The sequence below is a fragment of the Cupriavidus sp. GW822-FHT06G04 genome, assembly GCF_058799075.1.
In genome coordinates, this window is the sequence record NZ_JBXALD010000003.1 from 441,354 (window position 1) to 465,709 (window position 24,356).

The window sequence follows — 24,356 nt, forward strand, 5'->3', positions numbered from 1 at the left end:
GACGAGCGTATTCAGGCAGGATGCGGCGGGGCGGCTTTCGGCGGGGCGAAGCTGAACGGCAACAGGTCGCTGATGTCGGCGTCTGGCGTTCGCTGTGGCAACTCTGTGAGCACGTGGAGCAGATAGGCATATGGCTCGACGTCACAGGCCCGGCACGTCAGCATCAGGCTATAGATCATGGCGCTTGCCTTGGCGCCGGCCACGGTGTCTGCGAAGAGCCATGCCTTTCGATTATGGAAGCCCTTCCATAATCGAAATTATCGTAAGTTCGCAATTATGGAAGCTTCGCGGGAGCTATATCGAACGAACACGCGTCGATCCATGCCGCGGCCCTGCATTTGCTGGGCTACGGCATCGATGCGGATGCATGTCCCGCCGCGCGTCAGCTATCGACTGCCGATAACTAAAGCGCCTGTGCGTCGGGACGGCGACAACTTCCAGGCCCGGATTTTCTGGCGCAAGGCCGTTTGCCTGCTTGACCCTAACAGCCCCGTCATTCGCGTGGGTTTCGAATCCGGTCCCAAAGGCTTCGACGACGTATGGGTGGAATATGACCCCAGCCGTGCACCAAATGACCCAGAAGGAAAACCAATCCTGCGGGAGTACACGCAATGCAAGTGGCACGTTTCGGTAAGCGACTTCGGACATAGCGACCTCATAGATCCCGAGTGGATCAACGCCAATCGTTTTTCCTTTCTTCAGCGGGCCCGAAATGCTCAGCACGCCCACGCGAAAGACGGGATCGGGGTCCGATTCAAATTGCTAACCAACTGGCGGATCGCGCAGACCGACCCGCTCCGACCCCTTATCCATCAGCGTCACAAAGCCATTCGCCTGGAGCAGTTGTTTGGCACGAAGACCGATGCGTCGGCGACAGGCCGGATCCGGAAACTGTGGCGGGAACATCTGGGCATCGACGATGCCGAATTGCGTCTACTGGCCCGCACGCTTTCGCTCGACACCGACTCCACATCGCTGGATGACCTCCGCGAACTGTTGGACATGCACTTCGAGAACCGGGGACTGCTTCGCATACCGCTGAACGAGAGTAGCTTCCGGTATGACGACATCGTCTTCCAATGGCTCGCCCAGGGTCGCCTCGAGTTCACGCGGGACACCTTTCGGGACGCCTGCCAGCGCGAGAATCTGTTTGCGAAAAGGAACTCTCCAAGGACACTAGTGGGTGTCAAGTCGTTCGAGCACGCGTTCGACCGACTAGAGGAACGATGCAGCACCGTCCTGGACTTGATACCGTATTTCAACGATCGGGCCATTCGCGACCAGCAAGATTGGACCGGCAACCTGTACCCCGCGCTCAAGCGCTTTCTCATTGACGCGGCGCGCGAACCGCAACCGTTACTCCTGGCGCTAGACGCCCACTTGACGCTGGCGTTTGCCGCTGGGTCCGTCGTCAACATCAAGTCTGGACGGCACGTGGAAATCGAGCAGCGTACGATCGACCGGCAAAGCTGGAGCGCGACGGACACTTTCACCAATCCAGACTGGCCGACGTGGAACTTTGAAGTGGAAGACTTGACGTCAGAGTCAGGAGAGATGGCCGTGGCTGTTGCGCTCACCCACGATATTCCCGACGCGGTGCGCGGCTATATTGCCACCGCCTTGCCTGGCGTCAGCAAGCTATTAGTCGCGAAACCGTCGTGCGGATCGGGAGCGCAGTCGGTCGCAAGCGGCAGGCACGCTTTCGAACTCGCCGAAGCCTTGGTTCAGCGCATCAATATGGAGCGGAAGGACGTGAAACCTCCAATGCATATTTTTATTGCGGCGCCCAACGCCTTTACGTTCTTCCTGGGCCAGCGTCAGCCGGGTATGGGACGAACAACCTTGTATGAGTATGACTTCGAGGGCGCGTTTGGCGGCGGCTATCAAGCCTCCCTGACGCTCCCGACCTAGCACGCGCGTCAGGCATTGCCGAATGACTGGGCCGATGTGGCTTTGGTGTGGGACATATCTGGCGAAAGTGATGGCAAAAAGCTACCGAACGGTGAGCCACGTCGATGGCTGGACTGGCCTCCCGCAATACGAGATTCGCGACAACAAGGTCTACCGGGCGGTGTCCCATGTTAGCGGTTGAACTGGCCTGCCTCAGTATGAGATCCGTGGCGATAAGGTGTACCGTACCGTGTCGCATGCAGACAGCTGGAGCGCAGTTCCTCAATATGAAATCCGAGGCAACAAGTTGTATCGCACGTGCTCCCATGCACAGGGTTGGACCGGCTCTGCACAATACGAATTACGCTAGCGCAACCAGCGCGTACGCGGAGTGGCTCACGTCGCATGTACCGTCAGCTTTCTTAGAATCACTCGTATTGGAGCGTGCGGCGGCGTTCCAGCCATTGAAAGCGCCGATCAATGTCCAACGTTGGGTCAGTTGCCGAGAGTTGATCGGGCACTCGGCCTACTGGTCGGTATGCCCTGGAGAAGCTGGCCCGCACAGAATCCATAACAGTTCGAGGCAAGACATCGCTGCCGATCGGGTGACATTCGCTACCTCCGGAACTAGTTTTCGTTCCAGCCTGCCTCCAACGAAAACAAAGTGATGGCGGATACCCGCCAAGGAAGCTCGAAACGCTGCAGCGGCACTGACGCAAAGCCCGGCGAGTTCATGAGAAACGGCCGGACGTCTAAACTGTGCTTCCTTCGGCCACACAGCCTCAAATATCGGCCCGTTGAAGGTCCGACCACGCCCTCTCGGGATCATAAGGGGCGTGCTGGCTTTCCCGCTTTCAAGGTGCTTTCGCTGCTGGCGAGTTGGCGCATGACTCCGACCACCACCGTGCGATGCCCGATTTCAGATTTCTTACGCAGAAATGCGGGGAAGATTCGGCAAAGGCCGAAACGGAGCCAAAGGCATTCCCACGGGCATCCGGAATACTACGACTCCCCGCTCGACAGTCTCCGAGTATTGATGGGCCATGACGACACCTTGTACCAGTTCGATCAGACGATCCCATTTCACAAATCCGGAGGTCGCTGCTTCTCGAATCGCACGATGCATTGTCGCATACGCCAATAGAATTCCTGCTCGGGTCGATGCTCTCGAGTTCTCGTCCCTGGAGAGAAACCATCCCAAATCTCTACTTGGCGACACCTGTTCTACTGCTGAATCAAGCGCGATAACACTATTGGCAGGTTGTTCCACAAAATAGCGTAGCAGCAGGTAGGCCTGTACTCGTGCATCCCCTGTGCTGACTTGTATTCCGTCGCCCTTCCTGAAGACGACAAATTGCTTCAGCGGAACCCTCCCGGAGCTCGCAATACCCGCAGCATAAGAACGCAGAAGCCGCAAAGTGCAGCAATAGACAACGCGTATAAGCTCGTCTTCGCGCCGTCTAATAGTAAACAAAGGCACGAATGACATATTTCCCGCCAAATGTCGTTGCCAGAACAGGGCTACGCCGTTGCATGATGGCCGTTCCAATATCTCCGGAGGCTTTGCCAGCGCACATGCAATCGCAAAGGCACATTCCGCATCCGCGGCCCATATTTCGACGTTGGAGTAGGCGATCCAACTGTCACCGCGAGCGGAGACATCCTCTACCCACTCATTCAACGTAGAGAATGCTTGTCGATATATTTTTACGTGGGTTCGATGTTCGTGGAGGTAGCTTTCGACAAAAACTCCTGGACTAAGGGGCGCCCCCGATAATGCACAGTGACATACCGGACAATGAAGCGCCTCTCTGAAGTTTTCCAAAATACCTATATCGGAGAGAAGGCTACTACACTTCATGCAACGATCATGTATATCAACATTGTGAATCGGGCATCGCGCTAACTTGCTACACTGAAACCAGATCGAGTGATATCCGGACTCCAAACAAACGGGACAAAATCTAAGGCGACTAGTAAAAATGGCGCCCAACAAATTTGAAACCTCCCCAGCCACCAGCGAACGCTCCTCTGGAAACCTAGTACTATTGAAGTTAACTCGCTCTATGACATGGCGGATTCGTTTCAGCTTGCCGAAAAAAGTCTGCGTGCGCGTGGGAAAATTCGGAGCATCGAGTAACCTCATTGCGGCTTGCATGCCAACTGCATTCAGCCAACACAACCGATGAAAATACCCGAATGAAGACTCATTTGGTATCGAATCTAATCCACCACCGCACCAGTGAGCGTCTTTCATGCCTAAGCTTGAGAGCAGTCTGGTCTATCCGTGGCATCCGGTTTTTCATCCCAGGCCGATTTAGCTGCAAACTTAGCGGCACTCTGCCAATCTTCCTTTGGAAACTCGAAGTTTGGGCAATCTTTATCCATACCCTTAAACGCTAAAAACCCAAGAGCATCGAAAATACGCCTCGAAAGCAATTTTCCATTTTGACTTGGTTCTGATATTTTATCGTCTCTTATAAGATGTACCTCCTTCATTGCCTGCCAAAATAAACTGGCTTGATTAGCTAGGCGAAAGCCAGAGGCATATCCGAGTGGAAAACAAAATTCTGTCCATGTTGGTCCAAAATCCGTCGGCCATCTTTTCACGTCGATCACCTCAAGCAGATCTTGCAGCTCTTCCAATCCATATCCGCTGAGTCTCAGCCGATGCCTAAAATACCGATCCAGGCAGCCTATTTGCTGCTCACTGGATAAGGTTCTGAATAATTCACGAATTTTTGGAGACTCGCCACAACAAATCACGACGAAATCAATCCTCACCTCTTCTAATTCATTATGCAGATCTTTGATAAAACCGAAATCTATAGGACGAAGGGCCTGCGCTTCGTCAACCAGCATCACAATTAGCTTCCAATTAGTCTCCAGTGCAGAAGCCACAATGTCATTAATCAATCTCCGACTTAATTCGTATGAATTTCCATCAAGAGCAGCATGATTAACCGTATAAAGCAAATCCCTCACAAATCCACCATGAGAAAATATTTCCCTATTTAAGCCTCTATAAGAGAGTACGTGAATTTCGCTGAGATCTCTTGGTAACCGCTCACGAAGGACATTCATCATGATGGTTTTTCCCTCGCCAGCGATCTCTTCTATGAAAAAACTTTGCCTGAGAAACAATAAAGTTCTGGCGTTGTCATAAAAATTCGATATCGGGAGTGTCCATAATGGTGATTCCGCTCTGCTCTTCTTGGATATAATCGGGTGCTGCAGCATTAATGCTCGAAGATGACCCTCATCCATTTCTTTCTCCACGATCGCACGCAATCATTTCTTATTCCCCGAATCCAGCTTGAATATTCCGCGCGGATTTATATTTGGAAGCAGATCGTTATCACTCCCAACATTATTATTGTGGTTATCTTCTTCGGCCGGCTTTAGGGATGCTGATTTCGAACCAGTAAAGCTATCCCGAGCTACTTTCGCTATCGCAAGCGCAGTTTTTTTTCCGATATTTTCGCCGCTATTTTCGCTCGTTACAAACTCATAATCTACTTTTCCGGATCTAGCATAAATATCGGGGCTCCGGCCTCGGGGCCGTCCCTTTGCTTTTGCGCCTACCAGTTCTCTGACCCGCAATGCACATCGCCAGTTTTCCCATTTTTCCTCACCGTATAGCTTGCCCAAATTCTCGCCAGTTTCCGCGTCACTTGCCCATGCCTCTCTCGCATCGAGACGATTGATGTAGACAAACACTTTTCTTCCTATCATAGAAAAATCAGAAGCGATACGAGGATTTGTATATCGGCAGTATGCCGTATTAATGTACGGCCTACGCGTATGGACGCCCCATTCTCCCCTAACCTCCACCTTTCGTCGGTGCATAAGGAGTCGATCATTTGAATTGATAGATCTTGGTAGAGGCTGTGGAACCCATAGAAGCTCATGCTTATCTACGAATCTTTGCAGAACATTAATTACAGTTGCACCATTAAGTCGATCACCGGTTGAGATAGTATTATGTTCACGGACAACGGCATTCAACATATCGACCACAAAATCAAGGTCGATTCCGTCATTTAAACCGAGCTGTTCGACATCGGGGGGCCGGCGAACATCGTCGGGGCCCGACGCGTATGTGGCCTTCAGGCGATGCTCTCCGCGTTCTTTTGAAACCCCAATGATCCTTTCGACTAACGACCTTCCCCACCAGGCACGTGGGGGGCCGAACTCAATGGCACAACCAAATACATCAATAACGTTATTTACAAAATCATTTGCAATATTGCACCAACCGTTATCCACCCTAAGCAAACTGAATGCTTGCCCTGCCAACTGCGGTATCAACGAGCATATCAAGGTGGGGCCGCGTGCAACAAAATCCATATTGGTGCTACGTACCTCAATGCGAACGTCACCAGAATTCCGTGCGTCTAACACGACAGGCACACTGCTCAACATCGTCTGCAACGCACAATCGGCGCTCGGGTTAACTTCCAGAGAGATATGTGCGCCCAAAATTGCGCTTGTTTTTACCTCGACCAGCAACCCTAGATACCAACGAGATATAGGTATCAAATGCCCTGTACCGTTGGGATCAATCACCCTAACATGAGTGGGAATATCAATAACTGTGTAATCAAGCTCTACGACTGCAAACGGGAGAAGTGGCGATATGAGAGCATTAGGACCCATACCATGTCCTAGATTGTTAGTCGCCTCAGCACCCATTCTGGCTTTTACCGCACGCTCTGATCTTTCATTCTTCAAAGAATGAAGGAAGCGCAAAAGGGATCGTCTACCCTTGTCTTCCGTCAGGAAGGGCCATTCATTCTCTCCAACCCCTTTTGTCCGTAATTCAGAAAGAAACTCGCCATGTATTTCAATATAAGGCTGCGGCCCTAACTGCGGCGAACGGCTATTTTTTGACTTCTTTTGTTTATCCGGCTGCAGAAAGAATTTTTGTATTAAATCTTTCTTGACATCAGGAAACTTTTCGAATAACTGCGCCAGCGCGCCAGCGTAACCACTAGAGCGTTGATCGGCCAATGGATGCTTCGCAATAATGGGTTTCGTTCTGAAGTAAGGCTTAATGCGAAAACTCGGAAGCAACGCATAAAATCCTACAATACACCCCTCCCCTGCTGATGCCACGCATCGTCGGAGCAAGCGCCTCACTTCGTTTGGCGAGAATTTTGTCTGTTCTTGAATCTCACCGTAGGGAATATCGGCAGCATATAACTCAACGGCAAGCTTTCGATTCAGAAACGTTCGACGAGTCGCATCGTCAAGAACGGTGATATCGGGATGGGGCCAGTCGACAAGCTCACCGTGATATTGTTGAATCAACGATCTCCGCGCGCCCCCGCCCATTATTCAACCCGTTCTAGAAGGGAACGTCGGTGAAATGCGCTAGTACGAAGTTCGGTTTTAAGTTTCCCGTTTGCCAAGTAGCGCGCCACACTAGCAAGTAAGTGTGCGGGATCACAATCTTCTAGTGCGAGAACCTCCTGGAGCGTGAAGCTACTTCTGGCGCTAATTAATCCTGGGAGGGCCCTGGGATTCGGGTCTATAGCTCCTCTAACGCGTGTTCGATAGGAACATAGCAACATCCAATTATGGGGCAGCCATTGCGCCATTCGGATTTCGCCTTCGGTCTTGGTTATCCTATTCTTGTGTCGCGTGGGTTCCCCGTTCCTAGAGTGATTGAAGTGCCAACACTCCGTCTTGCCAGACTGATATAAAACATCAACTGTTTGTTTGTATTTTTTTTCAGATTTTTCTTTTGGTGGCCTGGATGGAAGATACGACAGTATTTCAGGATTTCCTTCGGCTAGCAATAAATGCGAAAATGCAACCACGCCGAAAATGCCAAAGCGACGATCATTTTTTGGGGAATCAAAAAAATAGACCGACGCGTGGCCGCGATTTGGATTTCTAACAAATTCAGCCGGGCTCAATCTGTGCTGGTCTGCGGCGTGATACATGATGAGTCACAACGGCGAGTCTTGGAGAATATATGGTAGAAAATTTTGTGAGTAGATAACGGTATCAGTAACCCTATGAAACTGATTGCATAGTGCGCATAATTTTAATATTTTTTATTATCAGAAAATCGCAAAATTCGCATTTAAACCCAAGGACTTTCCCCAAAAAAATACTTTCGGTTGCGGGGACAATGTGTGGAGTGGAGCGGAATGAACTCCATGAACTGCAGGCGATTACTAGGAGCTCTGAGACAAGAGCGCAGAACCAAGGCTTTCGCCGTTTGCCTGCAAGCTCAAGGGAGGTAGGGGCGGGTAGGCGGCGCTCACACGCCAGCGGAGACATAGGCAGCATGACAACGGCTGCGGTCGCTCCCGAAAAAGACACACAATTACATCTTCGGCGTAGAACCGATAGAATATTTCATCCCCAAAAAAGACGAAAATATGTGTTGAATGCAGCGACAAAGTCTACGTAAGTAGATAATTCTTATCAGATTTTACCCCATCACTTTTCTCGTCGTCTGACTCAAACACGCCCTAAAACGGCATCTTGCTGATCGGCAACACGCTAACAGATCAAGCACCTCTCGCCTCGAAACGCCTGCATTTAGCAGGCGTTTTTTTTTGACCTCAATCTTTCGATAGTATCGCCTGCGAGCAGCATCGTGAACGCCACGGCGTAGCGTTCGGATGTAGTAGTACAGGTGCCTAATCTCGCGCGCGATCTGCTTCAATTCGTCTTCATCGTCCATGTCACCTTCATCGGCAAGTAGGACTCTCATTGCATGCGCCCAGAGTGGGATTGACGCAAACAGCTACAATCTGCCGAAAACATCAAGGGGTCAAAAATGGGCATTTACGATAGAGATTGGTGGCGCGAGCGCAACAACCAACGCAGTGAAGGAAAGGAATCGTCCTGGCGTAGACCAGCATCAGAACAGGGCGACGCCGTGAAACGCGCAACATACAATCCGCGTGCCCATCGCGTGGACCCGCCGCCGAGCAAAACGCAACCTGGTCCGCAGCCTCCAGACATACCCGGCTCTGAATGGCACTGGACAGTCAAATTGATTGCATTTGGGCTGGTTATGACGTTGTTGCTTGTGGCGGCAAAACACATTGGCCCGATGCTCCGTTAAGTACTGTCGGCACTTGTGAGACCGGAGGCCGGCTTGCAATGAGGTGTCGGTCCGCGATCGCGTACGCCGATAGATCAATTTTCGCGCCGCCCGCTACTCGGTCTGCGGAGTGGCCTTAGAGGCCGGAACCGATACGAGCACAGGACAGTTGCAGTCGCGCTCTATCGTGCGGACGAGCGCGCAGACACTCCTGACGCTAGACGCCCTCATCAAGCAGCAGGCACGCCTTTCAAGACGACGAACTTACCTCGGCTACCTGAGGCCTTGGACGGTCGGCAATAACGCCCTCCCCTGGCGTAACGCCGACCTGCGGTGCGTCACAAACGGCCACCATCTCAACATCGTGATAGCTGTACGACATGGCGCAGTCGCTGACACGCTTGACCTTGTAGCCTGCCTCCACGAGCTCATCGGAGTTCGTGGAAAAGATCCGCTGGCCGTTCTGAGACATGACCAGGGAATACACCTCACGGCCCGACGCAAGCCTGACCCGCCCCATCAGGTGAACGCCGAGCCCAGCAAACGGGCCGGCCACCTGGGGAGCCTTGCGATCAGGCACGGGCGCCGCGCCGCCCCTATCGCCGTGCTCCTCCGTGCGCGCGGCTGTGGGGCTATGCGGAGCCGCGGCCGAAGCGACAGGCTGACCAGGTGTAGCGGAGCTGGACCGGATCACCTTGGCCTGGTGCTGTGGAGGCTTGAGCGGGTTCATTTGCTTACCACTCCCCAACAAGACCAGGAACAAACAAACACAGATGGCCAGGCCGAGAAATGGCCAACGCTTCCAGAGGGGAACGATGTCATTGGCGGCCAGCTCTGCCCCGGCCTGACTGCTCTTGGTGTGCGACTTGTAGAACTTGAAGTACCGCTTGTCGTATTTCCGGACCGAGGTATTGACCACCTCGCCCCTGACGCCATCCAAAACCTTGCGGACATAGCCACTGTTGGAGCCGAAGGCAGTCGCCTTACGAACGCGGTAACAAACCTGCACCAGGTCAACGATGTCCTTGGAAACCTTGCCATGGCTCTGCGTGATCAACAGGACGTCGGCCAGTTCGTGACGATGCATCGCGTACCACTCACGCACCTTACGGCCGGTGCCTTCCCTGGGAAGACACATGTGCGCCTCATCAATGACGTAGAGCGGGCCAGAGCCGCTATCAGGGTGCCGCCATGGGTCGCCATAGCACTCGACCGTCGAAAACGGCCTGGTGAAGATCTCGTCGTCAGCAGACTCGCCCAGGACACCGGCCAGGCCAGAGCGGCGCTCCGCCTTGCCTTTCGCATGGGACCGGAGCTCAAGCAAAGCACGCTGTTCAGGCGGAAACTCATCGAGGACAAGCGGCAGGTTCGTGATAACGCGCCTGCCTGCATTGAGAGCGGGCAACACATGAAAAGCAACCGCTTCATAGCTCTTGCCGCCACCAGGCGCACCAAGCAGGAGATTAATCATCGCCGCAGGCCTCCTGCGCCTCAAGGCGCTCGATACGGGCCTGGACGATCTCCCACTGGTAAGAGAGACGTTCGGCCTTTTCGACAGCCTCCTGCCGCTTCATTTCGATCTGGTTAGCCAGGTCATAGAGATCTTCGATATGGAAAGACGACATGGTTAGCTCCCTAAACGTGTGAAGGGCACGAGCTGCAGAACCAACTTGATCGATATCGCGCCCAGGATGATCGCCAGGGCCTCACCGACCCTCAGCAAACCGATGATGTTGACCAGCTCGGCCGGCGCGGCACTGATGTACTGCGCAGGATTGAGAGCCTGAAATGCGTCAGTGCCAGGCAAGCCGTTTAGCAACGTGCCGGTCAACTTAAGAACACTTTCAAATACCCAACAGACCAGGTCGGTGCCGAGCAGCCAGAACGCTGCAAAGGCGGCGACAACGAGCGATCCAAGCCAGGAAGCCAGAGCGGCAAACTTCGCCAGGATCGCGGTGAAAAACGCGCCCATGAGATACCCCCTCAGAAAATGATTTTCCGGGCCGTGAAGGCCGCTGTAGCAAGGACGACGAGCCCAAGCGCCTGGAAGATCCAGCACGGCACAGTGAGATCGCCAGTGCCAAAATTGCCCATCTTCCCAATGGCGAAGTTCATCCGCCAGACCGGGCACTGGCCCGCGCCAAAGCTCGGAAACATCGACTTCACGCCCAGGAAGAATTGGGTGTTCTGCACGTCCGGCGCACTGGACCGCCAAACGCCAGCCAGACCCTCGGGATACTTCTGCGTATAGAGCTTGGGAAGATCCGGCATCGCCGCATCAGTGAAGGTGATAGGAGCGTCCTGAGTTTCGGTCTCGGTAGACGTCTGACCAGTGGTGTTGTTGGTCGTAGTCGTGGTCGTGTTGTTCGTGACGTTGTAGGTAATACCGTTGTTGCCGGCCGTGTTGCCAGTCGTGCCCAGGTTGAGCGTGGGCGTCGTCGTCCTGGTGGTAGTGAGCGAGTCACCATTAGGTGCAGTGCTATTGCCGGTGGTGGTAGACGGTTGTCCCTTGACCGGCGTAGTCGGAAGGGTCCAACCGGCCGAGTCAGCGACGTCCAAGGGCACCCATCCACCGTTGTCGTAGATGTTCTTGAGCACGTCCATGGCCTGTGAAGGATTCCTGGAAAGACCATCAGTAACAGCCTGTTGGATCTGTGCATCCGTCGCCGGCGCGGAATCCTTGGGCGGGACATAGCCAGGGGGATAACAAGTGCCATTCGACAACGTATGACCAGAAGCGCAACCAGGACGCTGGACAGCCTGCTGTTCTACGGTTGCGACCTCACCGCTTGGCACATGAACGCGGCGAAGCTGACAGTAGCCGGTATTGAGAGCGACAGATCGAAACCCGGAATAGCTGTAAGTGAACTGACCACCAGTGATCCCCGCCGCGTACATAGAGCAAGACTGCTCATATGAACCGCTCCTGTAATTGCCAGCCACCTCCCAGTAACCCATAGACGACGGATAGGGCGTGCCATTGGGCGCTTGCTCAGGAACTCCGGCCTTGGTCCACTGACCGTTGACCCAACTGATACCGGCATCGAGCAAGATAGAGGCCGCAACGGTCCCAGCAATACCGGCAGGCGTGGCCCTAGCAACACTGGCGACACCCTTGCCAATCGATGCGACAGGCGACGTGACAATATCCTTGAGCGCGACACGCACGGCAGACCCGAGGCCAGATCCGGCACCAAGCTGCATCGTCGCAGCACGCTCCATCGTGACCATGCCGCCATTAATCATGGCGTTCGCAGGCATCGGGGCCCGGCCGCTGTTGTAGGCGCTGAGATCCCGCAACAACTGACTGCGTTGCGCTGCACTGGATGACCCGATGATGTTGCCGTTCTCATCGAACGTAATCCACGTATCGACCGCGTGCGCCTGTCCAATGAAAAACAGGGCCATCGCAAGCCCTGTTATTAACCATCCCATGTGACGTTTATTCACGTTGCGCGCCCCCTGAACGCCAAAAGGAAACAGAGGGCACTGATGCCGCCGAGCATCGCCACCAGGACATAGAACAGCGCCACCAGTGCCCCTGTCATGACAGCCCCGTTTAAGCCTTCGAAACGGCGCGCTTCGCCAGGCTGATGCCCTTGTAAGCCAGGGCAATACCGACGATCAGAACGCCGGCACCACCAACGAAAGTGGCGACGGCCGACAGGTCAACAGCTGCAAAGATTTCTGCCATTTGGGATCTCCCGAAAATGCCAGGGAAACCGCCCTGGCGCCGGTTGGGCAAATGCCCTAAGCCTTGCGAATGACGTCGACCGCGACGCCGACACAGAACCCGAAAAACCAAGCGGTAAGGACCGCCCCAAAACCCCAGGCATAGGCGTATGCAATGTCCTGGGCATTGATGCCGATGAGAGCAAGCTGCTCGGCCGTGCAACAGGTTTCTGTCATCACCGCCCTCCCCGCTCACTGATGACGGCCACCACATCAAATGCTTCATCGCAGTGATCGGCAGCTGTCTCGTACGCTTCTTCCCGCGTCTCAAACGTGCCCGCTTCCTTGAGCCGATGCGTAAAGCCCACGTCCCCGCTGTACGGACAAAGAAACTGCCCGGACTCGACCTCCTGCACGACGAACACGACGGACGCGGCCATCGCATCAGCCCTTCGTCGCAGCCACCGGAACGAGGCTATGCACCACGGTCTTCTGGCCCTTGCCGTTGCTGACGATTTCCATGTCAGCTTTCGCCATGAATGGAAATGGCAGCTTGTCGTACTTCGCAAATTCATCGGACGTGCCGATGGTGTATTCACCGGCAGCCATTCCCTTCGCAGTACCCTTCGACGAATCCAGCGGCGTGACGATGTATGCCTTCGTGCTGTCATACGTCTGACCGTTATCCATCGAACCCTTGCTCGACTTCATGCCGAGAACCTGAACTTCCGTGGTGAAACGCATGTGGAACTCTCCGTAACGCGGCTATGCGACCATGCCCGATGCGCCGCTCCAATCATCGGGGCCGAATTGGTATTCGTTGAAAGACTGTTTGCGATCCTGCTTATGCACAGGCGTGTCGGCGTATTGCGCGTATGGCAAGACGATCCGGCCAACGGCCCATCGAATCGCGCACTGCTGCGACAAATTGCTCAGCGCCCATCAGATCCGCCAGAACGCCCACGTATTTGCCAACCTGTTGCGAAACCATCTTGAGCGACGCATCGACAGCAATCGAAGCCGTCTTGCGCTTGATCTCGATACGCTGCGGCGTAACAGTCAGCGACAAATGCGAGAAAGCCTTTGGATACGCGCCCATGAAATAGGCGCTTGGATCGAGCAACACGTCGAACGGAATCAGCATTGCCTTGTTGGCAAGCTCAACTTCGAGGCGAACCCATTGCGAACCAGAATCGCCCTGCTCCATGCCCTTCTCATAGCCCCGGAACATCTTCCCGGCCTTGCGAGTACCGACGTACAGCGTCCGGCCCTTACCGTTGGGAAATTTCCAATTGCCAGCGTGCTGGCAGTCCGGCACCGTATAGGCATTGGTGAAGAAGCCATCGGTGTGCATCTGGTCCAACTGATCGACCGTCACGCGACCGTCAAACACGTCATGCGCAAGATCAACGCGAGTGATCACAGGACGCTTTGCCATGGTGGTGATGAACTCGTAGAGCCTCGCTTCCCAACCCGGCAGCGCCGCCAACGTGCCCTGGCCCGACAGCACAATCAGAATCGTCCCGTTCTGGCGCTCCCCACCGAACCCGGCATAGCCCCAGTTCTCGCCAAGCTCCCACGTTTCGCCGTAGAAATCCCGACGCTGGTTCAGGTTGCGGACCAAGCCGAAGCCGAAAATCTGTTCCAGCTTCGCACTGCATGCACGCACATACGCTTCGTCATCCACGCCCTCCGCGACGGCCGCGAACGTTTCTTCACCGAGCACAATGCGCAGACCGTCGATCACCGCAATCTGGCCGTTCGCCGGTACACGCACAGCGATGGTTTTCAACTCGCCCGAATCGGACATCACGAGCTGTACAGCGGAGTGGGCCGCAATAGCTAACGCTTCCAGTTCCCCCCTATTAGTAGCGGGGGAACTACGGACCTCCGACATGGTGGGGTGTCCCGGACGCGCAGCGCCTTCGGCGTGCTCATCCTTGCGCTCGCCTACGGCGCTACGCGCCTGTGCCCCTGCCCGGAGAGCCTTAATTTCCTTACCAATGGCGGCGATTTCCTTGAGCTTGCCCATCAGCGGCCTCGCGCGGCACGAAGGCGCCAACATTCCGCCTGGAGGCGCAACAGCTTTTCGGCACGGTGCGCGTCGAGCTTTTCAGCCATCCGGTCTGCGATATGGGTCCAGACCTTCACAGTCAGGGAGAAAGAAAAGCCACCCAGGATGCCGCCAATGGCGACGGACGCGGTGACCAGCTTCACCATACCGATCACCATGTCCAGTTCCACCCCATTCAGACCCGTCATCGTTTACCCCTTCCCGTTTACCGACTATCATCCGAGAACATCTCAGGCGAGATGTCATCTCGGGTGAGATAGTAATCTCAGGTGAGATGACGTCAAGTACTACTTTCGAGGGGTATTCATGAGAATCGAGAAATATCTTGATGCCGTGATCGAGCGTCACGAACTAAAAAACGACACCGCGCTCGCCAAAATGCTCGGTGTCAAACAAAACACTGTGAGCCAATATCGAACGGGCGCACGCAATCCAGACAACGAAGCTTGTCTGCGAATCGCCCAGGCACTCGACATGGCAGATCCGTTGCCCGTCATCATGGCCGCAGATATGGACCGCGCTGAGCGCGCCGGTCAGCGGTCCTTGTGGGAGGTTTTTTCCAAGAGGATGTCGATGCAAGCGGCCCCGGCCAGCCTCGCAGTACTCGCGGTCGCAGTCGGAGGTAGTGTCACAAAATTTGTGACATCCCCTGCCCTGCAAGCCAGTATTGACGCCGTTTTGAAGGCGAAAGACTTTGTCTTATGTTAAATACGAAGTACGTCAGCGGTGAAACTCCCCACGCCCAGCACTAAGCAAAAAGCCTCGCTCTCGCAAGGCCGCTGGTGCCGGTCGGGCCGATCCACACGCCAGCCCTCAGCCGTCCGCAACATCGCCCCGGTAGACGATGTGCACCTTGTTGCCATCCGGATCGCGCAGGTAGGCGCCGTAGTACCCATCGCCGTAGCGCGGACGCGGTCCGGGTTCTCCCTCGCAGCTTCCGTGCATGGCTAGCCCTGCCACGTACGCGGTGTCGACCGCCGTGCGCGACGGTGCGGCGAACGCGACCATACTGCCATTTCCGGCGCTAGCCGGATTACCGTCGAACGGCAGGTAGACGTAGAACCTTGGCAGCGGCTGCCCACGGTGGACCCAGCATGCGGCGGGAGGGCCGCCATCCGTAGCGACCACGCGCCGTTCTAGGCCGAGCGGGATAAGCACCGCGTCATAGAACGCAGCGGCGCGCGCCAAATCGGCGCAGCCGACCGTAATGTGACTGAACATTGGGGTCTCCTTGTGCGCCCTTCTACTCAATCCGGACGCGCCATCACGATCAGTCGCAGGGCCAGCAGCACCAGTACGGTGGCGAGCCCCAACGATTGCAGGTGAGCGAACTTTGGATTCGCATCGAGAAAGCGGCGGACAACGCCGCTGCCCGCGCCGAGGGCGGCGTGGAACACGATGGCGATCACGGTCAGCACACTTCCCAGGATCAGCAATTGCCATGCGACCGGTCCATGGCCGGGCACGACGAATTGCGGGAGAAACACCACGAAGAACAACAAGGCCTTGGGGTTTAGCAGGCTGTTCAGCATGGCGCGCGCGAACACGGCTTTCAGCGTCGCCTGCGACGCGATGGCCACGCTTGGTGCCGTCGGCGCCTGCACGCACTTGTAGGCCATCCACAATAGGTACGCGGCCCCGCAAAAGCGAATGACATCGAAGGCCGCCGGCATGCTGCCGACCACCGCCGCAATGCCAGTTGCGGTCAGGGCCGTTAGCACCAGGTCCGCCGCGCCAATGCCGAGTGCCGAAGCCACGCCGCCCATCCAACCATATGTAGCGCCGTGGGTTACCACGAACATCATATTGGGCCCGGGCGATATCAGCAGAAACATAACCGCCACGGCAAATACAGAAAGGGTTGCCAAATCGATCATGTCTCTTGCCCGCTGCCGGTTGGTTGAATGCTGATAGAGTAAGACCAACACCTGATACAACCAAAAAATTGTTCTAGATACAACCATGGCCAAGGCGCGATACAAGTCAATCATGGATGCAATGGCGGTGCGCATACACGCGGGCGACCTCTTACCGGGCACGCAATTGCCGACTGTTCGTGCGCTGATGCAGGAGCATCGCGTCGCGCTCGCTACAGCCTTGCGCGTCTACGCCGAACTCGAGGCGGTCGGGCTGGTAGCTTGCGAACCCGGTCGTGGCACCTTCGTACGCGATACCTCTTTGCCACGCGGTTTGGGACTGGAGCAACGGCCGCTCAAGGCCGGTGCGGTGGACCTTACTTTCAACTACCCTTCTCTGCCGGACCAAGCGGAAATATTACGGGAGGGCCTGCGCAGCCTGGCTGTGTCGGGCGATCTCGATTCCCTGTTGCATTCGGCGCCCCAGGGCGGCCGGCCGCATGAGCGGCAGACCGTGGCGCGGCATTTGCGGAACAGGGATATCCGCGTCGGCGGCGACCAGATACTGATCGTCAACGGCGCGCAGCAGGGGTTGGCCGTGACCGTCATGGCCCTGTTCAAGCCGGGCGACGTTCTGGCTGTCGACGCCCTCACCTATCCCGGTATGAAGGCGCTGGCACACGCGTACCGGCTGGATCTCGAACCGCTTCCTCAGGCCGCCGGCCGCACCGACCTCGATGCGCTGGCCGCGCTCTGCAAGCGCCGACCAGTGCGAGCCGTCTACACGATGCCCACGCTGCACAATCCGCTGGGAACGGTCATGCCGGAGCAGGACCGCGTTCGCCTGGCGGCGCTTGCCGACGCGCACGATTTCCTGATCGTCGAGGATGGCGCCTATGCCTTTCTTGCCGAACCAGCGCCAAAGCCCGTGTTCACGCAAGCCCCGCATCGGACCATCTATGTATCGGGCCTTTCAAAGAGCGTGGCGTCCGGATTGCGGTTTGGGTTCGTCGCGGCGCCCCACGCTTACGTTCCCGCCCTTGAACAGGCCATTCGCGTATCCACCTGGAACACCCCTTCGCTGACCGTCGCCCTGGCCTGCCGTTGGATCGAAGCGGGTACGGTGGATGCGCTGGAAGACCGCAAGCGCAAAGACGCCAGGCAGCGCCAGGACCTTGCCCGCCAGGTTTTGCAGGGCTACACGGTCATTGCGCACCCTTCTTCCTATTACCTTTGGCTGGAACTAGACGAAGGCTTGCGCGCCGATCGTGTCGTCGCAGAGCTTGAGCGCAAAGGGGTATTGGTGACGACCGCCGAGCCATTTGCCGTCACGCCTCACGTCCCTCACGCATTGCGGGTGGCACTGGGATCGATTGGCCTGCGAGCGCTGCACCGGGCGCTTTGTGAAATCCGTGCAGTGATCGGGCAGTAGTTGCAGCCTGGGACTGTGGATAGCCCTTTTATTTCAATCGGGCAAGATCAAGCCTAGACTAGGTCTGAGCTAGGCATATCACTCGGGGCGCGCCATGAGCGTACAGCTAAATCACACTATCGTCTGGTGCAGCGACAAACAGAAGTCAACGCAATTTCTAATGGATATTCTGGGACTGCCAAGCCCTGTCGAGTTTGGGCAGATGCTGGTAGTTCAACTCGACAATGACGTTTCGCTCGATTTCTTCGAAAGGGAAGGCGCGATTTCTTTGCAGCATTACGCATTTCTGATCAGTGAAGGCGAATTCGATCAGGTCTTCTCTCGTATTCGAGACCGAGGGCTTCGCTATTGGGCCGATCCTGGTAAGCAACGTGTCGGCGAAACTTATCTGCACAATGGCGGCCGCGGCGTGTATTTCGATGATCCTGACGGTCATCTTCTGGAAGTCATGACTCAGCCTTACAAGCTTGGCGCCTAGCCGGCTTCCTTAGCCAGACCGCTGCCGGGTCGCCCTATCTCGGGCCGCCCGCCCTGCCGGGACCAGTGCTTCTAGTTGCGCCAGATAGACATCCAACTCCTGCCGTCCTTCATCCGTTATGCAATAGACGCGCCCGGTCCCTTCGATAAGCTGTGCTGTGATAGCGCGTGCGATCATGAGACTGCGCAAAGTGGGACGCAGCGATCGAATATTCTCATTGAAGCCGCTTTCGCGAAGGCGGTCTGCCAGGCTGAGCACAGTCATTGGGCCAGCCTGGACAAGCTTCAAGATATACAGGCGCGATAAGGCGCGCGTGAGCGCTGGAGTCTTCATACACCGATTAATGCCAACTCACATGGCAACCAGCGACTATTCCTCCTGAAACGCCACCTCGCGCTTTGCCTTGATCGATGGCATCGCCACGATTGCCACCAGAATCGCCGCGGCGATCAGCAGGCCCAGCGACAGCGGACGCGTTACGAACACGCTGAAGGCACCCCTGGACAGCAGCAGCGAGCGGCGGAAGTTTTCTTCCATCATCGGCCCGAGCACGAAGCCCAGCAGCAGCGGTGCCGGTTCGCACTTCAGCTTGATGAACAGGTAGCCGATCACGCCGAAAGCCGCGGTCTGGAACACGTCGAACGTGGTGTTCTGCACCGAGTACACGCCGATGCAGCAAAACGTCAGGATTGCCGGATACAGATAGCGGTACGGCACGGTCAGCAGCTTCACCCAGATACCGATCATCGGCAGATTCAGCACGATCAACATGAAATTGCCGATCCACATCGAGGCGATCAGCCCCCAGAACAGCGCCGGATTGCTGGTCATCACCTGCGGGCCCGGTTGGATGTTGTGGATCGTCATTGCACCGACCATCAGCGCCATCACGGCGTTGGGCGGAATGCCCAGCGTCAGCAACGGGATGAACGACGTCTGCGCCGCAGCATTGTTGGCCGATTCGGGACCTGCCACGCCTTCGATCGCGCCCTTGCCGAATTCGTGCGCATACTTCGACGTCTTCTTTTCCAGCGAGTAGGCCGCGAACGACGCCAGAGCCGCGCCACCGCCCGGCAGAATGCCCAACGCCGATCCGAGCAATGTGCCGCGCAGGATGGCCGGAATCATGCGCTTGAAATCTTCCTTGGTGGGGAACAGGTTGGTCACGTGATCGGTGAAGGTCTCGCGATTCTCCTTCTGCTCCAGATTCGCAATGATTTCCGCGAAGCCGAATACACCCATTGCCACCGACACGAAGTTCAGTCCATCGGTCAGCTCCGGTACGTCGAACGAGAAACGCGCAGCGCCCGAGTTCACGTCGGTGCCCACCAGACCCAGCAACAGGCCCAGCACGATCATCGAAATTGCTTTGACGAGCGAGCCCGACGCCAGCACCACGGCGCCGATCAGGCCCAGCACCATCAGCGAGAAGTACTCGGCGGGGCCGAACTTGAACGCCAGTTCCGACAGCGGCGCGGCAAAAGCGGCCAGGATCAGCGTGGCCACGCAGCCGGCGAAGAACGAGCCGATGCCGGCAGTGGCCAGCGCCACGCCCGCACGGCCACGACGCGCCATCTGGTAGCCGTCGATGGTGGTCACGACTGACGACGATTCGCCGGGCAGGTTCACCAGAATGGCGGTTGTGGAACCACCGTACTGTGCGCCGTAGTAGATACCGGCCAGCATGATCAGCGCGGCCACCGGCGGCAGCGTGTACGTCACGGGCAACAGCATCGCGATCGTGGCTAGGGGCCCAAGGCCCGGCAGCACGCCGATCAGCGTGCCGAGCACGCAACCCAGAAACGCGTAAAAGATGTTCTGAAACGACAGGGCAGTCGCGAAGCCCAATCCGAGGTTGGATAACAGGTCCATGGGGGCGGGCTCCTTAACTGCCAGGAAATCTTCCGATACGGCCGACGCGCTGGCGATCAGTGAAACCTAGGGGTCACAACTTTCAATTTGCTTTCATTTGTATTGTGTTGCGGGTATTCACCTGTCAGAGAGTCGTCGGCTTCGACGCTATCGCGACAATTCGCACGAATTAGCGGCGTTGTGGGGTCTGTGCTGTCTTGCGGCTGTCGCCCCCTTTTCCGGGTTACAGAGAGCCGCGAGCTTCACTGGGAACGTCTGTGTACGTCGGGTTATTTAATCAGTCTGTGGAGGACGCTGCGACTCAGCGATAGCAATCCAGCGCTTGATCCGCTCGCGCAGCCGCCCTCTCTCCGAGGCGGTTAAAAATGGCGGCATTTTGCTGACCATTGCAATTGCTTCGTCCGCCTTCACGAAACCATGCACGAGCAGCGCCACATCGAAGTCTCTGTCTTTGTCACGATTGGCCACTGCCTTGGCCATGAATAGATCGAGCGCTCCTAGGCAGTATCCGATGCGGCCGTTAGTACGGTCATTTTGGATTTTCTCAACCCGCCTCTCCCAGCCCTCCGGCAAAACCGCAGTTTCGGGCCCCACGCCTTGAGCGTAGTAACCGTTGGTCTCATGAAACTGGGACCCTTCGCCGATTGCTCCGTCTATGTCATCAGCCTTCTCAGGCGCATTTCGCGGATAAATGTCAGCTTCTGCAGAAGCAGTGAATACAGCGGGAGGATATGGATGTCCTCCCAAAAAAGACTGACTTCCAACGATGACGAACTCATACTCGCCCGTGATCTCGCCGGATGCACGAATGATGTGTTCGAGGTCTTCTCGCTTCAATGCAGTTCCTTCAACGACGGATCGATTTCGACATCACCGATCACAACGCCCTTTTTCAATGCTTTTGCCTGCGCGACCACTTCATTCCTTACATGATCGGGCAACACCGTAGGCAAAGGCGACGCCTGCCTCAGTTCCTGCGCGCGCTTGGTACGCCCCAATGCCTTGCGCCACGTTTGGCGCGTGAGAATCTCCTCCCATTCGGACCACAGGCTATCGGACCGGCTTGGCCCCTTCGCTCGCCACTTCGCTAACGTCTCAAGAGCTTGATCGACAAGTTCCGGGTATGTGCGCAACCATCGCACCGCCTCCTCGTGAAGTGCGAGGCTTTGTAAATCCTGTGCCTGATGACTCTCGGAATCCGAACGCACTAGCACCTGGACTTGCGGTCGGCCACGCCGAGTGTTTGCTCCGGCTGAGTTGGGAGGTGCCGGTTGAAAGGTGTCAGACACCAACAAAGCAAGGTCGCCGGCCACACCGAGTGCCGACATCACGCGAAGATAGGTGCCGATCGATGGGGCAGGATCTCCGGCCTCCACCGCTGCAAGCGTCGTTCTGGAGATCCCTACACGACGCGCCATCTCGATTGTCGTGAGGCCTTGCGCTTTGCGAAGGCGCTTGAGCCGATCGCCTAGCTGCAGCAAGAGTTGACGCTCCAGAACCGAAGAAGTAGTAGATGTTCCCATATGTCCAACACAATAGTCGAAAACCCGCATTTTGTCCAACATAATGAACACATAGGAGAGAGGCTTCCGTAGGCGTCGACCATTCAGAAAAGATGGTCGTAGGGCACATCGCGCCGCAACGACATGACAATCTGGCCGGCGCGGACGCCGCCGAATGCCTGCGGATTTACGTTACCCCATGCCTACACGAAGCACCGTGGCGCCTGGAAGTCGATGACGCCGCGGATAATCTCTCGCATCGCGTGAATCAGCGGCCGGGTATCGTCGCGGCGCCATTGCACGGCGTAGTGGAGCGGTTCCAATGCGTCGGTATCGGGCAGGATGCGCAGTCCACCGCGCTCCACGAGTGCTTCAGCCCATAGCGTGGGGACAAACCCGAAGCCCAACCCCTCGACGACCATACCGACAACTGCTCCCCAGCTATTGCACATCAGGCGCCGGCCCACCATCAATCCTCGGCGCGCCAGCCATTGGTCAAGCACCCGCGTTCCGCCCGCTCCGACCGGAAGTGTCAGCAAGGTCTGCTCGCCCATCAGGATCCGTGGGTCGTCAGCGCCGGCCAGCTCGAGCAAAGACTGGCTGGCAACCCACGCAAAATCCACCTGACCTATCCGCTCAGCCGCCAGGCTGCTACGGGTAGACGGTCCGGCCAGCACCCCAATGTCGAGTTCTCCATCGTGCAGGCGCTGCTCCAGGGCCTGTCCGATATCGACGTGAGGCTCCAGCAGCAAACCCGGATGGCGTGTTGACACTTCGCGCACCAGTTTAGGTAACCAGGTCAGCCCGCTCAGTTCTCCCAGGCCGATACGGCACCGCCCGATCAAACCATGGCGTTGCCCCGCCGATTGCTGCAGTTCCGCGGCGGCATGCAGCATCGCGTGAATCTGCGGCAGCATCTGCTCGCCCTGCGCAGTCAGCTCGGCACTCCGCCCGCTGCGGTCAAACAGCGCCACGCCCAGCGACGATTCCAATTCGGCAATCCGCTTGGATAGCGAAGACACGGACAAATGGACCCGCTCAGCCGCCACTGTGAAGTTGACGCAAGTTGCCGCCCAGTAGAAAGCCTCGAGCTGCTTGAGTGTCATGGCGCGCCCTCCCCCAATCGGTCGATTGCCGATATTTTCATAAAAGCGAAATTATAGCTTCGTTATTTTTCGCTTTTGTCGGTGTGTTGGCGTTGCTAGATTTGCTCCACTTTCTAGCCCTTACGACTATGTCCGCCACTCCTGTCGACAATCCCGCCCGGACCGCAGCACTTCAATCCGCTGACCGGACGACGCCGCATACGCCCGTTGCGGCACAAGGCGATAGACAGGCGAAGTGGCTGAGGCAGCGCGTGCTGTCGCTTAAGGACTTCGAGGCGCTGGCGCGCAGACGCCTGCCCAAGCCGCTCTACGCCTACGTAAGCGGCGCAGTCGAGGACAACATCACCCTGGAACAGAATCGGCGGTCGTTTGAGGAATTGGCACTGCGCCCGCGCGTGCTGGTTGGCGTCTCGTCGCGCGACCTGAGCTTCGACCTGTTCGGCCGGAAGTATTCGGCGCCCTTCGGTCTGGCCCCAATGGGTATTTCCGCCCTGTTTGCCTACCGCGGGGATGTCGTGATGGCGCAGGCGGCTTGCCAAGCGTCCGTTCCGGCCGTAATGAGCGGCTCGTCGTTGATTCGCCTTGAGGAAGTCATGGAGGCGGCGCCCGGCACCTGGTTCCAGGCGTATCTTCCCGGAGACATGCGCCAGATCGAAGGGCTGCTGGCGCGGGCAGCAGCGGCCAAGGTCGAGACGCTCGTCATTACCGTGGACACGCCCGTCGCCGGCAATCGCGAAAACAATATCCGCGCCGGTTTTTCCACGCCGCTGCGCCCGAGCGCCGCCCTTGCTTGGCAAGGCATCACGCATCCCCGCTGGCTGCTTGGCACGTTCGCTCGCACCCTGGTACGCCATGGCGTACCGCACTTCGAAAACGCTTACGTTCACCGTGGCGCCCCCATCGTCTCTCGGAATGTGGAGCGCGATTTCTCGGACCGTGCGCACTTCACTTGGGACCACCTCACCACCATCCGTCGCCGCTGGAAGGGACCGCTCGTGGTCAAGGGCATCCTGACTGCAGAAGACGCTCGCGCCGCACAACAACATGGCGTCGACGGCATCGTGGTCTCAAACCACGGTGGCCGTCAGTTGGATAGCGTGATTGCCGCAATGCGTGCCCTGCCAGAGGTCGTCGATGCCGTGCCGCATCTGCCCGTGATGCTCGACAGTGGCGTGCGCCGCGGCACTGACGTCATCAAGGCGCTTGCCCTAGGCGCCCGCTGCGTCTTCATTGGGCGGCCGTTCGCCTACGCAGCGGCGGTGGGTGCGCGCCAGGGCGTCGCCCACGGCATCGACCTGATGCAAGCCGAGATTTCTCGAGACCTGGCCATGCTGGGTATCACCCGCGCAACGGATGTCGATGCGCAGTGCATCTACCGCACGCGCTCGCATTGAGTGCACGCCTT

25 protein-coding genes and 1 pseudogene are annotated in these 24,356 nt (G+C 56.8%); 5 read left to right on the forward strand and 21 right to left on the reverse strand.

The genetic code is table 11. The annotated features are described in order from the left end of the window. Positions 1-11: 11 nt before the first annotated feature. Positions 12-230, reverse strand: a pseudogene (locus AC1RKI_RS09295) (transposase domain-containing protein); the annotation flags it as partial. On the opposite strand from AC1RKI_RS09295, the gene AC1RKI_RS09300 reads away from it, so the two are divergent. Beyond that, the gene (locus tag AC1RKI_RS09300; protein ID WP_224039289.1) at positions 178-1,911 is read left to right on the forward strand and encodes an SAVED domain-containing protein; all 1,734 of its coding nucleotides are present in this window, start codon (positions 178-180) and stop codon (positions 1,909-1,911) included. The pseudogene AC1RKI_RS09295 and the gene AC1RKI_RS09300 overlap by 53 nt on opposite strands. Before the next feature lie 907 nt (positions 1,912-2,818). On the opposite strand, the gene AC1RKI_RS09305 is transcribed toward AC1RKI_RS09300, so the two are convergent. From AC1RKI_RS09305 to AC1RKI_RS09365, 13 genes are all read right to left on the reverse strand, one after another. Then, complete coding sequence (locus AC1RKI_RS09305) at positions 2,819-3,571, reverse strand: hypothetical protein (protein WP_137924358.1); 753 nt, start codon at positions 3,569-3,571, stop codon at positions 2,819-2,821. Positions 3,572-4,149: 578 nt separating this feature from the next. After that, complete coding sequence (locus tag AC1RKI_RS09310) at positions 4,150-5,157, reverse strand: ATP-binding protein (protein ID WP_124684262.1); 1,008 nt, start codon at positions 5,155-5,157, stop codon at positions 4,150-4,152. Positions 5,158-5,181: 24 nt separating this feature from the next. Next, on the reverse strand, positions 5,182-7,203 hold the full coding sequence (locus tag AC1RKI_RS09315) for a hypothetical protein (protein ID WP_124684261.1): 2,022 nt from the start codon (positions 7,201-7,203) through the stop codon (positions 5,182-5,184). Between the two features lie 2,006 nt (positions 7,204-9,209). After that, positions 9,210-10,430 (reverse strand): zonular occludens toxin domain-containing protein, encoded by a 1,221-nt coding sequence (locus AC1RKI_RS09320; RefSeq protein ID WP_492797638.1) that lies wholly within the window; start codon positions 10,428-10,430, stop codon positions 9,210-9,212. Next, entirely contained in the window at positions 10,423-10,584 is a 162-nt protein-coding gene (locus AC1RKI_RS09325) for a hypothetical protein (RefSeq protein ID WP_492797636.1), read from the reverse strand. Before AC1RKI_RS09325 ends, AC1RKI_RS09320 begins: the two co-directional genes overlap by 8 nt. A 2-nt stretch (positions 10,585-10,586) precedes the next feature. Continuing rightward, positions 10,587-10,931, reverse strand: a complete 345-nt coding sequence (locus AC1RKI_RS09330; protein WP_492797634.1) for a DUF2523 family protein — start codon at positions 10,929-10,931, stop codon at positions 10,587-10,589. Between the two features lie 11 nt (positions 10,932-10,942). Further along, positions 10,943-12,409, reverse strand: coding sequence for a hypothetical protein (locus tag AC1RKI_RS09335; RefSeq protein ID WP_492797632.1), 1,467 nt, complete (start codon positions 12,407-12,409; stop codon positions 10,943-10,945). A gap of 109 nt (positions 12,410-12,518) precedes the next feature. After that, entirely contained in the window at positions 12,519-12,653 is a 135-nt protein-coding gene (locus tag AC1RKI_RS09340) for a hypothetical protein (protein WP_263289490.1), read from the reverse strand. Between the two features lie 56 nt (positions 12,654-12,709). Next, a complete protein-coding gene (locus AC1RKI_RS09345; RefSeq protein WP_492797630.1) occupies positions 12,710-12,868 on the reverse strand; it encodes a hypothetical protein in 159 nt (52 codons plus the stop codon). Continuing rightward, positions 12,868-13,071, reverse strand: a complete 204-nt coding sequence (locus AC1RKI_RS09350; protein WP_492797628.1) for a hypothetical protein — start codon at positions 13,069-13,071, stop codon at positions 12,868-12,870. Before AC1RKI_RS09350 ends, AC1RKI_RS09345 begins: the two co-directional genes overlap by 1 nt. Positions 13,072-13,075: 4 nt before the next feature. Beyond that, on the reverse strand, positions 13,076-13,375 hold the full coding sequence (locus tag AC1RKI_RS09355; RefSeq protein ID WP_492797626.1) for a hypothetical protein: 300 nt from the start codon (positions 13,373-13,375) through the stop codon (positions 13,076-13,078). Positions 13,376-13,475: 100 nt separating this feature from the next. Continuing rightward, positions 13,476-14,663 carry a replication initiation factor domain-containing protein gene (locus AC1RKI_RS09360; protein ID WP_492797624.1) on the reverse strand — a complete coding sequence of 396 codons (1,188 nt, stop codon included), beginning with the start codon at positions 14,661-14,663 and terminating at the stop codon, positions 13,476-13,478. Beyond that, positions 14,663-14,893, reverse strand: coding sequence for a hypothetical protein (locus AC1RKI_RS09365; RefSeq protein ID WP_492797622.1), 231 nt, complete (start codon positions 14,891-14,893; stop codon positions 14,663-14,665). Before AC1RKI_RS09365 ends, AC1RKI_RS09360 begins: the two co-directional genes overlap by 1 nt. Positions 14,894-15,011: 118 nt before the next feature. Here AC1RKI_RS09365 and AC1RKI_RS09370 point away from each other — a divergent pair, with 118 nt between their 5' ends. Further along, positions 15,012-15,413 carry a helix-turn-helix domain-containing protein gene (locus AC1RKI_RS09370; RefSeq protein ID WP_492797620.1) on the forward strand — a complete coding sequence of 134 codons (402 nt, stop codon included), beginning with the start codon at positions 15,012-15,014 and terminating at the stop codon, positions 15,411-15,413. 105 nt (positions 15,414-15,518) lie between these two features. Here the strand turns inward: AC1RKI_RS09370 and AC1RKI_RS09375 are convergent, their stop codons facing one another. Together AC1RKI_RS09375 and AC1RKI_RS09380 are read right to left on the reverse strand one after the other, a co-directional pair. Beyond that, positions 15,519-15,926 (reverse strand): VOC family protein, encoded by a 408-nt coding sequence (locus AC1RKI_RS09375; protein ID WP_492797618.1) that lies wholly within the window; start codon positions 15,924-15,926, stop codon positions 15,519-15,521. Positions 15,927-15,952: 26 nt separating this feature from the next. Continuing rightward, a complete protein-coding gene (locus tag AC1RKI_RS09380; RefSeq protein WP_341249730.1) occupies positions 15,953-16,582 on the reverse strand; it encodes a LysE family translocator in 630 nt (209 codons plus the stop codon). An 85-nt stretch (positions 16,583-16,667) separates the two neighbouring features. On the opposite strand from AC1RKI_RS09380, the gene AC1RKI_RS09385 reads away from it, so the two are divergent. Together AC1RKI_RS09385 and AC1RKI_RS09390 are read left to right on the forward strand one after the other, a co-directional pair. After that, the gene (locus AC1RKI_RS09385) at positions 16,668-17,993 is read left to right on the forward strand and encodes an aminotransferase-like domain-containing protein (RefSeq protein WP_492797616.1); all 1,326 of its coding nucleotides are present in this window, start codon (positions 16,668-16,670) and stop codon (positions 17,991-17,993) included. A 94-nt stretch (positions 17,994-18,087) separates the two neighbouring features. After that, positions 18,088-18,471: a VOC family protein gene (locus AC1RKI_RS09390; RefSeq protein ID WP_084003861.1), complete on the forward strand. Its 384-nt coding sequence runs from the start codon at positions 18,088-18,090 to the stop codon at positions 18,469-18,471. 9 nt (positions 18,472-18,480) lie between these two features. On the opposite strand, the gene AC1RKI_RS09395 is transcribed toward AC1RKI_RS09390, so the two are convergent. The 5 genes from AC1RKI_RS09395 to AC1RKI_RS09415 all read right to left on the reverse strand — a co-directional run bounded on the left by AC1RKI_RS09395 (position 18,481) and on the right by AC1RKI_RS09415 (position 22,951). Further along, entirely contained in the window at positions 18,481-18,804 is a 324-nt protein-coding gene (locus AC1RKI_RS09395) for a PadR family transcriptional regulator (protein ID WP_341249733.1), read from the reverse strand. A 36-nt stretch (positions 18,805-18,840) separates the two neighbouring features. Then, positions 18,841-20,343: a tripartite tricarboxylate transporter permease gene (locus AC1RKI_RS09400; RefSeq protein WP_061954327.1), complete on the reverse strand. Its 1,503-nt coding sequence runs from the start codon at positions 20,341-20,343 to the stop codon at positions 18,841-18,843. A 273-nt stretch (positions 20,344-20,616) separates the two neighbouring features. Further along, a complete protein-coding gene (locus AC1RKI_RS09405; protein ID WP_492797613.1) occupies positions 20,617-21,180 on the reverse strand; it encodes a DUF6036 family nucleotidyltransferase in 564 nt (187 codons plus the stop codon). Continuing rightward, entirely contained in the window at positions 21,177-21,866 is a 690-nt protein-coding gene (locus AC1RKI_RS09410) for a helix-turn-helix transcriptional regulator (RefSeq protein ID WP_492797668.1), read from the reverse strand. The genes AC1RKI_RS09405 and AC1RKI_RS09410 overlap by 4 nt, the downstream gene beginning before the upstream one ends. A gap of 182 nt (positions 21,867-22,048) precedes the next feature. Next, positions 22,049-22,951, reverse strand: coding sequence for a LysR family transcriptional regulator (locus tag AC1RKI_RS09415; RefSeq protein WP_341249735.1), 903 nt, complete (start codon positions 22,949-22,951; stop codon positions 22,049-22,051). Between the two features lie 128 nt (positions 22,952-23,079). Between AC1RKI_RS09415 and AC1RKI_RS09420 the strand changes: the two genes are divergently transcribed. Beyond that, positions 23,080-24,345: an alpha-hydroxy acid oxidase gene (locus AC1RKI_RS09420; protein WP_492797666.1), complete on the forward strand. Its 1,266-nt coding sequence runs from the start codon at positions 23,080-23,082 to the stop codon at positions 24,343-24,345. Positions 24,346-24,356: the final 11 nt, after the last annotated feature.

What these genes read in the sequence shown, in the direction of transcription:
- AC1RKI_RS09300 (WP_224039289.1), top strand. Translation starts at nt 178, where the DNA reads ATGGCGCTTGCCTTGGCGCCGGCCACGGTGTCTGCGAAGAGCCATGCC.
- AC1RKI_RS09310 (WP_124684262.1), bottom strand. Translation starts at nt 5,157, where the DNA reads ATGGATGAGGGTCATCTTCGAGCATTAATGCTGCAGCACCCGATTATA.
- AC1RKI_RS09320 (WP_492797638.1), bottom strand. Translation starts at nt 10,430, where the DNA reads ATGATTAATCTCCTGCTTGGTGCGCCTGGTGGCGGCAAGAGCTATGAA.
- AC1RKI_RS09325 (WP_492797636.1), bottom strand. Translation starts at nt 10,584, where the DNA reads ATGTCGTCTTTCCATATCGAAGATCTCTATGACCTGGCTAACCAGATC.
- AC1RKI_RS09330 (WP_492797634.1), bottom strand. Translation starts at nt 10,931, where the DNA reads ATGGGCGCGTTTTTCACCGCGATCCTGGCGAAGTTTGCCGCTCTGGCT.
- AC1RKI_RS09340 (WP_263289490.1), bottom strand. Translation starts at nt 12,653, where the DNA reads ATGGCAGAAATCTTTGCAGCTGTTGACCTGTCGGCCGTCGCCACTTTC.
- AC1RKI_RS09345 (WP_492797630.1), bottom strand. Translation starts at nt 12,868, where the DNA reads ATGACAGAAACCTGTTGCACGGCCGAGCAGCTTGCTCTCATCGGCATC.
- AC1RKI_RS09350 (WP_492797628.1), bottom strand. Translation starts at nt 13,071, where the DNA reads ATGGCCGCGTCCGTCGTGTTCGTCGTGCAGGAGGTCGAGTCCGGGCAG.
- AC1RKI_RS09355 (WP_492797626.1), bottom strand. Translation starts at nt 13,375, where the DNA reads ATGCGTTTCACCACGGAAGTTCAGGTTCTCGGCATGAAGTCGAGCAAG.
- AC1RKI_RS09360 (WP_492797624.1), bottom strand. Translation starts at nt 14,663, where the DNA reads ATGGGCAAGCTCAAGGAAATCGCCGCCATTGGTAAGGAAATTAAGGCT.
- AC1RKI_RS09365 (WP_492797622.1), bottom strand. Translation starts at nt 14,893, where the DNA reads ATGACGGGTCTGAATGGGGTGGAACTGGACATGGTGATCGGTATGGTG.
- AC1RKI_RS09370 (WP_492797620.1), top strand. Translation starts at nt 15,012, where the DNA reads ATGAGAATCGAGAAATATCTTGATGCCGTGATCGAGCGTCACGAACTA.
- AC1RKI_RS09375 (WP_492797618.1), bottom strand. Translation starts at nt 15,926, where the DNA reads ATGTTCAGTCACATTACGGTCGGCTGCGCCGATTTGGCGCGCGCCGCT.
- AC1RKI_RS09380 (WP_341249730.1), bottom strand. Translation starts at nt 16,582, where the DNA reads ATGATCGATTTGGCAACCCTTTCTGTATTTGCCGTGGCGGTTATGTTT.
- AC1RKI_RS09385 (WP_492797616.1), top strand. Translation starts at nt 16,668, where the DNA reads ATGGCCAAGGCGCGATACAAGTCAATCATGGATGCAATGGCGGTGCGC.
- AC1RKI_RS09390 (WP_084003861.1), top strand. Translation starts at nt 18,088, where the DNA reads ATGAGCGTACAGCTAAATCACACTATCGTCTGGTGCAGCGACAAACAG.
- AC1RKI_RS09395 (WP_341249733.1), bottom strand. Translation starts at nt 18,804, where the DNA reads ATGAAGACTCCAGCGCTCACGCGCGCCTTATCGCGCCTGTATATCTTG.
- AC1RKI_RS09400 (WP_061954327.1), bottom strand. Translation starts at nt 20,343, where the DNA reads ATGGACCTGTTATCCAACCTCGGATTGGGCTTCGCGACTGCCCTGTCG.
- AC1RKI_RS09410 (WP_492797668.1), bottom strand. Translation starts at nt 21,866, where the DNA reads ATGGGAACATCTACTACTTCTTCGGTTCTGGAGCGTCAACTCTTGCTG.
- AC1RKI_RS09415 (WP_341249735.1), bottom strand. Translation starts at nt 22,951, where the DNA reads ATGACACTCAAGCAGCTCGAGGCTTTCTACTGGGCGGCAACTTGCGTC.
- AC1RKI_RS09420 (WP_492797666.1), top strand. Translation starts at nt 23,080, where the DNA reads ATGTCCGCCACTCCTGTCGACAATCCCGCCCGGACCGCAGCACTTCAA.